Below are 14001 nucleotides of genomic sequence, written 5' to 3' on the forward strand. Positions count from 1 at the left end.
AAAAAAGGCAGCCATAAATGACTGCCTTTTGGTGGGCGCTGAGGCTCCGAAGCTTCGGAGCGAACCCCGACCCCTTATTTAAACCTTAACAAAAGATCATTAATTATTTTTGATTCCGATTTTAATCGCTCTATAAATTTCCGGCTCTTCTGTTGCTTAATAAATCGCTCAATCTTCAATGCCTGACTTCGATCAATACATTCAATTTCTAAAAACAACTCCCAGTCCGAAGCAGACTTGGTACTGGCGTTCTTATAAAAACATCCATTGTGTTGCTCCAAACGACCTGATACAAAGGCGGTTTCACCTATATAATAGCGGTCTGTGGATGGGGAATATAGAATATAAACGTAGTGCATAAACACTAAAAAAGGCAGCCATAAATGACTGCCTTTTGGTGGGCGCTGAGGGATTCGAACCCCCGACCCCCTCGGTGTAAACGAGGTGCTCTGAACCAACTGAGCTAAGCGCCCTTCCTAATTGGGAATGCAAAGGTAATATTGGTTTTCATTATTGCAAATAGTAACGTGAAATAAAATTCATTTTTTTCATAACAGAATCAAAAAGCCGCTTGAGCACCTTAAAGACCATATTTTAACTAACTTCGCAAGGGTCTTAAAATAGAATCATCCTAAAATGACGCTTGTAGAGTTCAAACAAATATTCGATCTCTATTATACTCCAATCAAGAACTTCCTTTACTATAGATCGGGAGACGTTGATTTGGCTGAAGACCTAACTCAAGATGTCTTCATGAAACTCTGGGACAAGCGCGAAGAAGTCAATCCAGAGACTGTCAAAAGCTATCTTTACACCATCGCCAGTAACATGTTACTCAATAAGTTTCGCCATGACAAAGTGGTGTTTAATTTTGCTGAGAAAAACAAAGATCAGTTTAATGGGCAATCGCCTCTATACGCTTTAGAGGAAAAGGAGTTTAAAGAACAACTCCAACAGACAATTGCAGCAATGCCTGAAAAGCAACGAGATGTATTTCTAATGAACCGAATTGACGAATTGACCTATAAGGAAATTGCAGAGAGATTGGAACTAAGTGTTAAAGCCGTTGAAAAACGCATGCATGGGGCACTATTTTTCTTACGAGACAAAGTGAATCACAAAATTTAACTATATTAAGAAATGAAATACAACTACCTCATAGAGGATTGGTTTTGCACCATTAGACTTAATTTTTAAATCAATAACAAAGAGGTAACGTTACAATAAGCAGTGCAAAAATTAACCTGCCTTCTCATACTCTTTTTCATTAGTGGTCTGCTTTACTCGCAAGAGCTTCCTGATATATCCATTTCCGAAAAATTTAATAATACCTCATTATCCAAAGTCATTCGCGTATTAAAAAACAAGTATGATGTTAAAATAGCCTATGATGACGCCTTAGTTACTGGGGTTACAGTGAATGGTCAATACAGCAATAAATCCGTTACCACTTTCCTTGATGAAATACTCTCGTCTAAAGGGATTGACTACCGAGTTTTAAATGGTAAAATAATCCTCACTCCTGGGCAAGTTAATATTGATCTCAATACCCCTAGCTTGTTTGATCTTACTGTTTATGGAATGATCCACGATGCCGAAACGGGAGAATTTTTACCCAATGCATTGATCAGGGTTGCTGGAGAAAACAAAGGTACCGTTTCAAATAAAGATGGTTTTTTCTCTTTGAGTCAAGTACCTACGGATACATCGACTATAGAGGTAACTTATTTGGGATATAAAAAGAGTACAGTAAAGCTCGATCCCACTAAATCCAGAATGACCATTCGGGTTTCCATGGCAGAAAATACTCTAGATTTAGCAGAGTTCACGGTAGTTGATCTTCGAACAGATAATACAATTCAGTATGGAGAAGAAATAAGCCAAATTTCCATTGATCCTAATAGTCTAACTTCTTTATCCAGCTTGGGAGAATTAGATGTTTTCAGGTCGCTGCAACTACTACCAGGGATTGGTGGAACAGATGAGACTTCTTCCGATCTTATCATCAGAAATAGCCCATCGAGCCAAAATCTAGTATTACTAGACGGATTCAAAATATATAGACTCGATCACTTTTTTGGTGTTTTTAGTGCAATCAACCCTGACGCAGTACGCGACATACAGGTTTATAAGGGAGGTTTTGGCCCTAAATATGGAGATAGAGTTTCTGGGGTAGTGGATATAACTGGTAAATCGGGAAATTTCAATAATCCAGAATACTCATTCGGCATAAACCTTCTAAGTGCGAGAATGAGTGTAAACGCGCCCTTAAATGAAGGCAAGGGTGCCATTCACTTCAGTACTAGAAGGGCCTACACAGATATTATTAGGAGTAATCTATTTCAGAAGCTTTATAAAAACTACCGTGAAAGTTCGAACCAACTTAACAACCAAGGAAACAGCAACTCGCTCAGGCCAAATTTTCATTTTTACGATTTCAATTTAAAATCTACTTACAACCTTTCTGATAGAGACATCGCCAGTTTTTCAATGTACTGGGGCCGGGACGAGCTATATACTGACTTTGATCAAATCACAGGCTCAAGCACTAATCGCACTTCCGAAAATATAGATGAAAGCTCCCTTTGGGGAAACTTAGGCATTGGAGGCACATGGTCACGAAACTGGAGTAAAAATTACTATTCAAGTTTCCAATTAGCTTATTCAGGCCACAACTTTGACTACTTTTTTCAAAGCGAAGACAGAGATAAGAATGAGCAGGTCATTAGAACACACGGTGCAAACCGTCTCAACGAAGTAGCCGATTTACAAATCAATTACAGGCATGAGCTAAAGTTAAAAGAGATACACAAGATCGATTTTGGACTCAATATCTCTTCAATTAACACAATCAATGATGTTACCATTGATGAACAAATACAGCAACCCACTGGCAATAGAAAGCAATCGGGTAACATTGTTGGGTTATACGCATCAGACGAACTCAGGGTCACAAAGAACTTTAGACTGAATGTCGGTTTCAGACATAACATCACAGACCTCACAAACGAAAATTACTTCGCGAGGCGACTAGGAATGACCTACCAGCTTACACCCTCATTAAAACTCAAGTTGTCGAACGGACAATATTATCAGCTTGCAAGGCAAATCACTTATGACGACCCGCACTCTAACCTCCAAGACGGTTGGAATTTGGCCAATGATCAAATGTTTGGCGCCATAGAGGCCGAGCACCTTATTGGTGGTTTAAATTATTCTAAAAATGGTTTTATGGTAGATATGGAGTACTACCATAAAGATGTTTCTGGGTTGGTAGAATTTACGGTTTCACATATAATCACCCCCGGGAGGCCTAACCATCCTCGGCCATTAGTAACTGTATCGAATGGTGAAGATAAAATTAGAGGACTTGATCTATTGATACAGAAAAAGATTGGCCCATATCACGGATGGCTGGCTTACACCCACAGTAAATCAAGCAGTACCTATTCTCAGATAAATGCTGGACAACGCCTCCCTTCAAGGTTAGACCAACGCAACGAAGCTAAATTCGTCCACATTCTTGAGTTTAAGAAGTTCAACCTTTCGGCCACTTTTTTATATGGCAGCGGAAAACCCTTTTTCAAACCAGATCTTAACTTTATTCGAAACAACGATGGCACCATAGTTAATTACGAAATCCTCAATCTCAATAAAACCGTTGAGCGATTGCCTTCTTATCATAGACTAGACCTTTCAGCTGCCTTAAAATTTGAAAATGAAAAAATCAGAGGAGAGTTCGGTATTTCAATTCTCAATGCATACAACCATCAAAACATTCAAAGCAGAAGGCTAAATATTCATGCCATCGAACGAGCAATAGGTAATGGAGAAGAACCAAGTCAATTTTATCGAGACATTGTACTGCTTGATTTCACCCCCTCAATATTCTTAAATCTTTTCTTTTAATTTATCTAGACCTTAAGGTAGGGTATCCGCTTATACGTGTGTACTAACACCTCATGCACCAAACCACTAACCAATATGAGTCGCAATGGCTAAATGGTGAGATTTCTTCAGAGGAATTTCTTCAGAATGCTAATTCAGGTGATTCAAAATCCATTTTACTCAAATCCCTGAGTAGAACAGAGTGTTTTGATGTGCCAAATAAAAGCACCCAACAGGAGGCTTGGGCTAATCTTGAAAAAAAGTTCTCAGAAGAACAATCTCAAAAAGCAACTCCTTTATACAGATCGTATTGGATAGGCATTGCGGCTTCTTTAATCTTAGCAATTGGAGCGTTCTTTATTTTTAAGCAATCAAGTATCAGTACCAATCACTCAATTATAGCAACCTCTCTTGCGGAGGTTCAGACGGTTTACCTACCAGATAGTTCAGTCGTTTATCTGAATGCTGGCTCAAAAGTTTCATTCTCGGAAAGCGAATGGAAAAATGAAAGAATGCTGAGTTTAATTGGAGAAGCCTTTTTCGAAGTGAAAAAAGGAAGTGATTTTACAGTCGAAACTCAACTTGGCGATGTAATCGTTATGGGAACTAGCTTCAATGTAAAAGAAAGAAACAATGTTTTGGAAGTAGCCTGTAAAACAGGCAAAGTTAAAGTGATTGTTAAGAATAGCGGTGAATCTCAAGTAATCACACCAGGCCAAGTTTTAGTAACCGAAGACGGAGAAATTAAAGACGTTTCTTCCATTTCTTTAGTGTATATTGATAATTGGAGAACAGGAGACTTTGACTTTGAAAGCGTAATGCTCACCCAAGTGTTTGAAGAGCTAGAGAGACAGTATGACGTAAACCTTGAGTTTGATATTAATGACATTCAAGACAGAACCTATACAGGCTATTTCAACAACAAAAATTTAACAGAAGCACTACAGCTGGTTTGTAGCCCAATGGGACTCCATTTCCAGATTGAAGACAAGCAGGTAAAGATAATGAGTAAAAGCGTTTTGACACCTTAGTGTCAAAACGTTAATTGTTAACAAGTGGCATTATTAGAAATAATCTTGTCACTAGTTTCTTAGGTTGAGGTTGAGGAACGGGTGGTACCGTTCCTCTTTTTTTACCCAATAAAGTCTAAGACTGATTCCAGTCCCATACCCCTAGATCCCTTAAGAAGGATAGTTCTGTTTTCAACTATATTGGCCATCAAATGGTCATTCAAAGCTGACTTTGTTTCGAAGTATAATGCCTTAGGGTTTGCTTCCTTAGCAGTCTTCATATGAGGTCCACAAAAAATCACCTCTTCTATTCCCAATTCTGATGTCAATGCTCCAATAGCAGAATGTTCTGCTTCGCTTGTTTCTCCCAGCTCCAACATATCTCCTAAAATTGCCAGTTTACTCGTGGCATTCAGAAGACTTAAGTTCTCTAAGGCAGCCTTCATCGAGGTTGGGTTAGCATTGTAAGCATCCATGATAATGGTATTGCTCCCTTTCTCTAAAATTTGAGACCTATTGTTATCCGGACTATAAGTGGCTACGGCTTGTGTAGCCTTCTCCATATCTACTTTAAAGTATTTCCCCACACAAAGTGCGGTGGCAATATTTTCGAAGTTATATGCACCGCTTAATGTGGTGGTAGTCCTTTTGCCTTCCCCATCTTCAAAAACAATATTCGGTTTTGCTTCAATTAAGGATAGCGCTAGAAAATCACCTTTAGCAGGATAGTAAATAGGCGATTCAATTCTTCGTTGGGCTATGTTAGAAAGGATTTCATTCTGAGAGTTTACAAAGATGGTTCCTCCATTTTCAATCAGCCAATGATACATTTCAGTCTTCCCACGGATTACCCCTTCAAAACCTCCAAAACCTTCTAAATGTGCTTTCCCAATATTGGTAATTAAGCCATGCGTTGGCTCAGCTATTTTGCAAAGGGCCGCAATTTCTCCTACATGATTGGCACCCATCTCGATAATGGCCATTTCAATATCAGTTCCAATGCTCAGTAAAGTAAGGGGCACACCTATGTGATTATTGAGGTTACCTATCGTAGCCGAAACCATATATTTGGTAGCCAGAACGTTTCTTGTAAGTTCCTTGGTAGTGGTTTTTCCGTTCGATCCTGTAATGGCAATTATAGGAATAGTCAACTGCCTCCTATGATGATTGGCCAACGCCTGAAGTGTTTCAAGAGCATCACCTACCAATACACAAAGAGGGTTATTTTCATATTCCGAGTCGTCAATTACGGCATAGGATGCCCCTAGACTTAGCGCTTGCTCAGCCAGTTTGTTTGCGTTAAAGTTGGGACCCTTCAGCGCAAAAAAGAGATTGCCCATTTCGATTTCCCTTGTATCGGTACTTATACCAGTAGAGGCCTTAAATTTTTCGTAAAGTGAAGCAATGTTCATAGGTTTTGAAATCTTTGTCAGTCAAATTGCACGACAAGATAATACAGAATGACGAGCTATGCCGTTCCTAAACTAGCAATCATTGAAATCTTTACATTTGCAGTACAGTGTTATGAAGTTTCTCTTTTCGTCAATTTTCTTTCTCCTCGTTTTAAACCTGTCTGCACAGTTTTCATTTCGTTATGAAAATGACATTCCATTAACCATAAATGGAGAAATGCTTGACCGTGCTTGGGAAGGGGGAATCAATTCTGCTCAATTTCAGAAGATGGATTTAGACGGTGATGGCATCGAAGACCTCATCATCTACCACAGAATGTCGGGCGAACTGACTACCTACTTGGCCAAGAACAACGAATTTATTTGGGCTCCTAAATACAAAAGTATCTTCCCTACCGAAATCAACCATTGGTTTATTTTGGCCGATTATAACTGCGATGGCAAAATGGATATTTTCACCAGCGTGCCCCAAGGAATTACCGTTTTCAAGAATATCAGTTCAGGCAGTCTTCCAGAATGGGAACAGGCTGTGGACTTTCTACGCTTCGATTCAGGCGCCAACATTCAAGTAAACGCTTCCGACATTCCCGGCATTGCCGATGTTGATGGAGATGGCGACCTGGACATTCTAGCCTATCGATTTACCACGGCCAGCACCATCGACTATTACAAGAATACGAGTATGGAATTAAATGGCAATTGCAATGATTTGTCCTTCGCACGAGAAACCAGAAGGTGGGGTGAATTTGCGGAATGCGAGTGCAATAGCTTCGCCTTTTCCGGCAATTCATGTAATGTTGGCGGAGCTGCTAACACCAGCTACGACATCAATGGCCCAACAGCATTGGAACATGCGGGAGGAAAAACTATCCTATTGTTCGATGCAGAAGGAGATGGGGACTTGGACCTTATCACCTCAGACGAATTTTGCCAAACGCTCTATTATATGGAGAATGTTGGCGATGCGCAAAACGCATTAATGACTTCCTTTAGCAGCTACCCTGCGCCCAACCCTGCTGGCTTTCAGATATTCCCAAACGCTTTTTTCGAAGACGTCAATTTTGATGGAAATAAGGACTTATTGATTTCTAGCAATGCGGATGGTAACGTACTGAATAGTGTAGATTTCAGCAATACTTCTAAAGTCTATTCCAATTTGGGCACCGACACTCAACCTGATTTCTCAGGAAGCTCAGCCCCCTTTTTACAGAACGAAATGCTCGATTTAGGAGAGAATATCTATCCTGCTTTCGCAGACTATGATGACGATGGCGACTATGATCTCTTCGTAGGAAATAGAGGCCAAATCACCGAGAATGACTTTGTGGCTTCAATTTTCTTATTTGAAAATACGGGTGGAAAGTTTGCCCCTGCTTTTGAGTTAGTCGACAATGATTTCCTTGGATTGAAGTCTCAGAACCTCAGAAATATTAAAATTCAGTTTGCCGATATCCATGGGAATGGACAGCAAGATCTTATTTATCAATCCACCACCGCAAGCAACGAAACCAAACTTCAGTACAAACTGAATCAAGGCAATTTCTCTTTTGCCAATACTCAAGATATTTCGATAACAATTAGCGAAAACGACAATGCTTATTTCTATGACATCAACAAAAATGGAAATCTAGACATGCTGCTGGGCACACGTTTTGGTGCGCTAAACCTTTACCTAAATAAAGGCAATTTCATTTTTGAAGATGTGATTCAAAACTACGCTGGCATTGCTGCAAATTTCGAAGCCTTATACCCCAGTATTTTCATTACAGACCTAGATAATAATGGGGAACAAGAGCTAATCAAAACGGATGTTTCGGGCCAAATCAGTATTCTTTCAGGCACAATCAATGCTGACTTTGTTCCAAGTTCATCGTCAAAAAATATTCTCAACAACGACCTGCTTAATGACCCAACAACTACGGCTATTAGCCAAATTTCATGGATGGCTGCTGCCGACCTTTTTGGTGACGGCAAGCCCGCCTTATTCATTGGGAATAACCGAGGGGGGATTTCTGTGTTGAAAAATGAAAGTATTGCCGAGAATGGATCAGAAACCAATGCAATTCGGCTCACGCTCTTCCCTAACCCCACCAGTAGCAGCTTTTACATTAGAACAGACACCAATGCACAGGCAGAAATGTACACAGTCAAAGGTGAAATGATTTTCTCCAATCTGCCGATCTCCGCTGGGCTTTCAAAAGAAATAAACACAGAACCACTGGCGGCTGGGGTTTACCTTATTCGGGTTTCAAACGGAACCAATAAACCCACTGTGCAACGCATTTTAATTCAGAAATGACCCTATTCATTCACCTTCAAATAAAGCCCATTGCCCAAATCCAATTTCGGAACGAATGGGTGGAAATGATGAAAACGGAATTTCCTGAAGCGCTGATTTTCGAAGCCGACTCCCACTCCGAACCCTTTGTGATTAGCCAAGGGGTTTCTTTTTTAAAGGAAGCTGAAAAAGTGGTGCTATGCTTAGATTCTAATCAGAATGAGAAGCTCGGTAGCTGTGCTCCATTGATTGAAAAAGTGTTTCGGAACAAAGCCATTGCCCCTTTTATTCTAATCCAGGGAGAGAACGCAATGTTTGAGAAAATGGCAAAAATGATGAAGAAGGAAGTTTTCAAGTGCGAAAGTGTTGAGGAATCCTTAGTTCAAATTCGTAACTTCCTAAATCACTAAAAACCAGTTTTCTTAATTTCGAAATCATCCGCATCTAGGTGCGCTGGAAATTTAGCTCGGAAATGATCTAAATCTTCTCGGCTTAAAGTCAGTGTGATAATCTCTTCCCCCGAAACTTCGGGGTCAGAAAAAGCCAATGTTTCGCCTTTGGGTGAGTAAACACCTGAATGACCGTTGTATTCGATTCCGTTGCCATCCGTCCCTACTCTATTTAGTCCAGCAGTATAGCTTACATTTTCAATGGCCCTGGCTTTCAGCAAAGCATCCCAAGCATTGACACGCACCGCTGGCCAATTGGCTACATAAAGGAGCAGATCATATTCTAAATTTCGGTTTCTGGACCAAACCGGAAAACGCAAATCATAACAAACCATCGGACAAATCTTCCAGCCTCGCCACTCTACAATGAGGCGTTCGGTACCAAAATCAAAATGATCATGTTCATCGGCCATTCGGAACAAATGGCGCTTATCGTATTTCTGCCATTCGCCATTGGGCTGCATCCAAATCAAACGATTGAACACTTCCCCCTCTTCCTTCACCATAAATGAGCCTGCAATGACCGCATCAATCTGCAATGCCATTTGCTTCATCCATTTAAAGGTTGTGAAATTCATGGGTTCTGCCAGCTCGGTGTTTTGCATTGAAAAACCCGTCTGGAACATTTCTGGAAGTAAAACCAAATCCGTTTTGCCTTTCAGGCTCCAGATTTTCTCTTCGTAGGTAGCCAAATTGGCGCCTATTTCGTGCCAGTGGACATCGCTTTGAACAAGGGAAATTCGTAGGTCTTGCATAGGGCTAAGTTAAGTGGACTTTAGATTAAAGGAACCGAATTTTGATCCAAATTTGGTGTGCCGTTAAATAGCACAAAGTATTTCTGCCGCTTTCTTCAAAGTCTCCTCACTTTTTGCAAAGCAGAACCTGAGCATTTTATTGTCTTCTTTGGTGTCGTAAAAAACTGAAATTGGAATGGAGGCAATGCCCTTTTCCTTGGTCAGCCATTCGGCCATTTCTAGATCTGGCTTTTCAGAAATGTTTTTATAACTCAACAACTGAAAGTAAGTCCCGTTTGAGGGCAGCGATTCAAAGCGAGAACCTTTGATCAATTCTAAAAACAGGTCGCGTTTCTGCTGATAAAAAGCGCCAAGGTTATTGTAATGGTCAGCATCTTCCAAATAATCGGCAATGGCCAATTGACTGGGCGTGTGCACGGCAAAAGCCATGTACTGATGCACTTTCCTTACTTCCGCAGTTATCCAATCAGGCGCCACCATATAGCCAATGCGCCAGCCTGTGGCATGGAAGGTTTTCCCGAAAGAGAATGTAGCCACCGACCGCAGCCTCAGTTCTTCATGCTTTAAAATCGATTCGTGTGCCCAGCCATCAAATACAATATGCTCATAGACTTCGTCTGAAAGCACGATGATATTGGTGTCTCGTGTGATCTCTGCTAAAATCTCCAAGTCACTCGCATCAATCATTGCGCCCGTGGGGTTATGCGGAGAGTTGATAATGATCATTCTGGTCTTCGGATTCACCTTCTTCCTCACGGTTTCCCAATCGATGGCAAAATGCGGTTGGGTCAATGCAATCGGAATGGTTACTCCGCCATTTTGGGTAATAATGGGATCATAAGCATCATAAGCGGGATCCATCATAATCACTTCATCCCCTTTGTTGACCAAAGTGGTGATGGTGGCATTGATCGCTTCTATCGCTCCAGAAGTCAAAGTGATTTCAGTTTCTACATTGACCTTTGCCCCGAATGACTTTTCGATTTTCGCTGCAATTCTTTCGCGCAGCTGCGGCATACCCGTCATGGGTGGGTATTGGTTAAAACCTGCCTTCATATAATGATGAACGCCCTCAATTAACTCTGGTGAGACTGGAAAATCAGGAAAACCCTGCGATAGATTCAAAGCATTATAATCTTTCGCCATTTTAGACATGGTGGCGAAAATGGTAGCACCTACATTGGGCAGTTTTGAATTGATATGCATTGAGTTTGTGGCTTAGGGTACGTTGAATTTAACGTGTGGAAATTAGGGTTTTATGGGCTGTTAAGCAAAGGGATTAGTTAAGAGGGATTAGTTAAGAGGGATTAGTTATTAGTTAAGAGTTAAGGGTATTGGGTTATGAGTAGTGGGTAGTGTGGGGTGCTTGAATATTGATGGTGAAGTAGGCCCCTTGCCTTCGCGAAGCTTCAGCAAAGCGAGGCGGGGGAGGTTGGAGGGGGACTTACCAAAAAATTGAATTATCAATTTCCCCATTACCTCATTGATCTGGTAATTATTGGAGATTAGCAGTAAAGCAGGCAAATCCCCCTAACCCCCTTTTTCTAAGGGGGAAAGCTTCGATTTAGCAGCTTTAGTCAATTTAGAATACTTGCGTGGCTCAGAACACGAAGAGTATATAATTTGAAGGAAAAGTACCGTTACTACTTTCCCCCTTGGCCAAGGGGGTTGGGGGATTGAAAAAAAGGATTGGGAAATAGAATCAATTCCCCATTACCTCATTGATCCATGGCAGGTATTCGCTTACTCGGGTGTAGTATTCATACACGCCATACACGCCTTCTGGTTTTCCTGTATCTCGACCATCTTGATGGGAACTTACTCCCATGATATAAGCCTGATCGCCATCGAACCAAAGGGCAGGACCTCCACTATCGCCTGGGCCACTGATACCTTCTAAAGGAAGTACATTCTCCGAGCCCGGTGCATCAAAAGTAAAGCGGATATAGCTAGGTTTGGTGCCATCAATTAAGTTCTGGGCTGCCCTGAGTTTTCGGTCTTTGTTAATGGCTCCGTCTACCATTCCTTTATCGCCTGTGCCTGCCCAACCCGTGCCTGCAAAAATGATTTCCTTGCCCACTTCATCCGAATTTGAATAAAGTATGGCCAATTCCATGTTGGGTACATTTTCTTCCAATTCTATTAAGGCAATGTCATGATTGACGGCTCCCCTCAGGTTATAATCAGGATGAATGATTTTTCTTTTGATGGCGTATTTTACTCCGTTTACGGTGACATCTTCCCCCACCCTTGAGCTTTCCAAAACATGACCCGCGGTAAGGATCCAATTGGGTTGAATAAATGTGCCGCAGCCTGCATTTAAACGCACAGCCGAACCACCATACTTTGCGCCCAAGGCCACATATTCCGAATCGTCTACATCGTGCCGCATCACGATTTCTTTGCGCGAACCCATCAACAATAACCCTATAAAACTAAGTGAAATGAATGCTTTCATATTTTGAGATTTTAAACCAAAAGCCAATTTACGTAAGCGCTTTCTTATTTACAACTAATTAATTAGTAGATTGTTTTCTCGTCAGATCATTTCAGAAGGGTAACAATACTTTGAATACCATTCTTTATATTGGCTTACCCAACTCCTCCTCGATTGTATCGGGGAGGATTGATAGGTCGGTTTCTAAACCCCTGAAGAAGGTTTTGGAACAGCGATTTACCACTATATTGAAGGTACAAAAACTTTTCCTCCAGAATTCTCTAACGAATCTGACAAAACAACCAACATAAAGATTTCTACAAAGGAAAAGACGAATCCCAGAAGTATTTCTAAACCTTGGTGGAAGTTTTGGTGATAAATAGAACTGCACACAACCATGAGAAAATCTAAAGGAATATCCGATACACTTTTCAATTCTATAAAATGAAATATGAACTAATAAGAAACGAAAAAGGTAAACATCAAATTGGAGGAGAAACTCCGCTCGACTTCATAATTCCTTACAACGAATTTATTGCAGGCTTTCAATATCTAGGCTTCATTGACAACACTGATCCTTTGTTTTCTTGGTTACCATTCAGGGTAAACCTTATTCACCCCATTTACACTGACGAGTATTCTGTATACCTTGATTATGCCAACCCAAATAGCCCGCTAATTATTGAACCAAAGGACACGGCTGCCTCAACAAGTGCATTTGATGAAATTGACAAAAACTCAAAAATCATTTTTGAAGGAGTGAAGGTCAGTGTAGAAGAAAAGGATGAAATTGATGAATTTGAAAGTATTGGAATATGTGGTGAACCAGACTGGCTTCAGGAAGCTGAAGTCCCAAAATGCCCTAAAAGTGGTAACCCAATGAAGTTCTTATGTCAATTAGGAAGTTTTAGCAATATCAAAGCTACCTATAGCAACGTTGAACCAACTGATGGAATGGAACAGTATTTCGAAAACTTAAACTTTTGGTGCGATGGGGATTTGTACATTTTTATTGAGCCGACATCAAAGGCAATGTGCTATACAATGCAAAACACCTAACGGACACCTCCATATACAATGGATGAAGTTGAATTCAAAATATTCACCCCAGTAAAGACAAGAAGGATAACACCCAATGTTATTGTTTTTGCTTTACTCCTACCTTCTTTCACCTTCGCATTTCTCTCAGAAAAAATATTCGAATCAGAGTTTCTGGAAGATTTGGGGCTGAATGGCCTGTTCATAACTGGGAGCTTAATGGTATACTATACATTCACCAAAAACTTCAAGCGAGAGCCATTAAATGGAAACCTTATCAAAAAGCTAATTTTTAGTTCTGATTGGATTTCAATAGATGGGGAAAAACATTCTCTAAACACCTTTAAGAAGATTGATTTCACTGTTTACGACTATTTCGATAAATGGGAATACAGAAGAGATTTTAATCCAGTCAGATCAAATGGAACAGGTAACAAATTAATATTGACCTTACTGGACGGAGAGATAATTGAATTGAATTTTCAACTCATGCACGAAAACCAGATGAAGAGGCTTGAAAAACACTTAAAACACTATCATAGTATAGGTAGACTACACTTCCTTAAGTTAATAGACCTTCTTGGAATTGATGATTATGAGGATATTCAAGAGTTCAAGAAAAAACTACAGCAACAAACCACTGAGGCTCAATGATAAAAATCTCATATTCTAATTTAGAGAATGTTATCTTTTTAGGTAACTTTTAGCTCGGTTTGACTTCAATAAAATTGAGC

The 14001-nt window shown here is 40.4% G+C and carries 12 protein-coding genes and 1 tRNA gene; 7 read left to right on the forward strand and 6 right to left on the reverse strand.

Going from position 1 to position 14001, the window contains the following annotated elements; genetic code table 11:
- Positions 1–74: 74 nt before the first annotated feature.
- Entirely contained in the window at positions 75–359 is a 285-nt protein-coding gene (locus tag VOI17_RS16035; protein ID WP_323758242.1) for a GIY-YIG nuclease family protein, read from the reverse strand.
- A 36-nt stretch (positions 360–395) separates the two neighbouring features.
- Positions 396–473: transfer RNA gene (locus VOI17_RS16040), tRNA-Val, on the reverse strand.
- 163 nt (positions 474–636) lie between these two features.
- Between VOI17_RS16040 and VOI17_RS16045 the strand changes: the two genes are divergently transcribed.
- The 3 genes from VOI17_RS16045 to VOI17_RS16055 all read left to right on the forward strand — a co-directional run bounded on the left by VOI17_RS16045 (position 637) and on the right by VOI17_RS16055 (position 4919).
- Positions 637–1128, forward strand: coding sequence for an RNA polymerase sigma-70 factor (locus tag VOI17_RS16045; RefSeq protein ID WP_323758243.1), 492 nt, complete (start codon positions 637–639; stop codon positions 1126–1128).
- 102 nt (positions 1129–1230) lie between these two features.
- A complete protein-coding gene (locus VOI17_RS16050) occupies positions 1231–3909 on the forward strand; it encodes a carboxypeptidase-like regulatory domain-containing protein (protein WP_323758244.1) in 2679 nt (892 codons plus the stop codon).
- Positions 3910–3962: 53 nt separating this feature from the next.
- Positions 3963–4919: a FecR family protein gene (locus VOI17_RS16055; protein WP_323758245.1), complete on the forward strand. Its 957-nt coding sequence runs from the start codon at positions 3963–3965 to the stop codon at positions 4917–4919.
- 101 nt (positions 4920–5020) lie between these two features.
- On the opposite strand, the gene VOI17_RS16060 is transcribed toward VOI17_RS16055, so the two are convergent.
- The gene (locus VOI17_RS16060) at positions 5021–6310 is read right to left on the reverse strand and encodes a UDP-N-acetylmuramoyl-tripeptide--D-alanyl-D-alanine ligase (RefSeq protein ID WP_323758246.1); all 1290 of its coding nucleotides are present in this window, start codon (positions 6308–6310) and stop codon (positions 5021–5023) included.
- 82 nt (positions 6311–6392) lie between these two features.
- Between VOI17_RS16060 and VOI17_RS16065 the strand changes: the two genes are divergently transcribed.
- Together VOI17_RS16065 and VOI17_RS16070 are read left to right on the forward strand one after the other, a co-directional pair.
- Positions 6393–8609 (forward strand): FG-GAP-like repeat-containing protein, encoded by a 2217-nt coding sequence (locus VOI17_RS16065; RefSeq protein WP_323758247.1) that lies wholly within the window; start codon positions 6393–6395, stop codon positions 8607–8609.
- The gene (locus VOI17_RS16070; protein WP_323758248.1) at positions 8606–8998 is read left to right on the forward strand and encodes a hypothetical protein; all 393 of its coding nucleotides are present in this window, start codon (positions 8606–8608) and stop codon (positions 8996–8998) included. The genes VOI17_RS16065 and VOI17_RS16070 overlap by 4 nt, the downstream gene beginning before the upstream one ends.
- On the opposite strand, the gene VOI17_RS16075 is transcribed toward VOI17_RS16070, so the two are convergent.
- The 3 genes from VOI17_RS16075 to VOI17_RS16085 all read right to left on the reverse strand — a co-directional run bounded on the left by VOI17_RS16075 (position 8995) and on the right by VOI17_RS16085 (position 12250).
- Entirely contained in the window at positions 8995–9792 is a 798-nt protein-coding gene (locus VOI17_RS16075) for an amidohydrolase (RefSeq protein ID WP_323758249.1), read from the reverse strand. The genes VOI17_RS16070 and VOI17_RS16075 overlap by 4 nt on opposite strands.
- 63 nt (positions 9793–9855) lie before the next feature.
- Positions 9856–10998, reverse strand: a complete 1143-nt coding sequence (locus VOI17_RS16080) for a methionine aminotransferase (RefSeq protein WP_323758250.1) — start codon at positions 10996–10998, stop codon at positions 9856–9858.
- Between the two features lie 496 nt (positions 10999–11494).
- Positions 11495–12250 (reverse strand): S1 family peptidase, encoded by a 756-nt coding sequence (locus VOI17_RS16085; protein WP_323758251.1) that lies wholly within the window; start codon positions 12248–12250, stop codon positions 11495–11497.
- Positions 12251–12673: 423 nt separating this feature from the next.
- Here VOI17_RS16085 and VOI17_RS16090 point away from each other — a divergent pair, with 423 nt between their 5' ends.
- Both VOI17_RS16090 and VOI17_RS16095 read left to right on the forward strand, forming a co-directional pair.
- A complete protein-coding gene (locus VOI17_RS16090; RefSeq protein WP_323758252.1) occupies positions 12674–13288 on the forward strand; it encodes a hypothetical protein in 615 nt (204 codons plus the stop codon).
- An 18-nt stretch (positions 13289–13306) separates the two neighbouring features.
- On the forward strand, positions 13307–13921 hold the full coding sequence (locus VOI17_RS16095; protein ID WP_323758253.1) for a hypothetical protein: 615 nt from the start codon (positions 13307–13309) through the stop codon (positions 13919–13921).
- The last annotated feature ends 80 nt before the right edge of the window (positions 13922–14001 follow it).

Origin of the sequence: Roseivirga sp. (assembly GCF_034669765.1) — a bacterium.
Taxonomy (GTDB): Bacteria; Bacteroidota; Bacteroidia; order Cytophagales; family Cyclobacteriaceae; genus Roseivirga.

Excerpts from the sequence above, each read along its gene's own strand:
- VOI17_RS16075 (WP_323758249.1), bottom strand. The coding sequence starts at position 9,792 with ATGCAAGACCTACGAATTTCCCTTGTTCAAAGCGATGTCCACTGGCAC.
- VOI17_RS16055 (WP_323758245.1), top strand. The coding sequence starts at position 3,963 with ATGCACCAAACCACTAACCAATATGAGTCGCAATGGCTAAATGGTGAG.
- VOI17_RS16070 (WP_323758248.1), top strand. The coding sequence starts at position 8,606 with ATGACCCTATTCATTCACCTTCAAATAAAGCCCATTGCCCAAATCCAA.
- VOI17_RS16090 (WP_323758252.1), top strand. The coding sequence starts at position 12,674 with ATGAAATATGAACTAATAAGAAACGAAAAAGGTAAACATCAAATTGGA.
- VOI17_RS16080 (WP_323758250.1), bottom strand. The coding sequence starts at position 10,998 with ATGCATATCAATTCAAAACTGCCCAATGTAGGTGCTACCATTTTCGCC.
- VOI17_RS16060 (WP_323758246.1), bottom strand. The coding sequence starts at position 6,310 with ATGAACATTGCTTCACTTTACGAAAAATTTAAGGCCTCTACTGGTATA.
- VOI17_RS16035 (WP_323758242.1), bottom strand. The coding sequence starts at position 359 with ATGCACTACGTTTATATTCTATATTCCCCATCCACAGACCGCTATTAT.
- VOI17_RS16095 (WP_323758253.1), top strand. The coding sequence starts at position 13,307 with ATGGATGAAGTTGAATTCAAAATATTCACCCCAGTAAAGACAAGAAGG.
- VOI17_RS16085 (WP_323758251.1), bottom strand. The coding sequence starts at position 12,250 with ATGAAAGCATTCATTTCACTTAGTTTTATAGGGTTATTGTTGATGGGT.
- VOI17_RS16045 (WP_323758243.1), top strand. The coding sequence starts at position 637 with ATGACGCTTGTAGAGTTCAAACAAATATTCGATCTCTATTATACTCCA.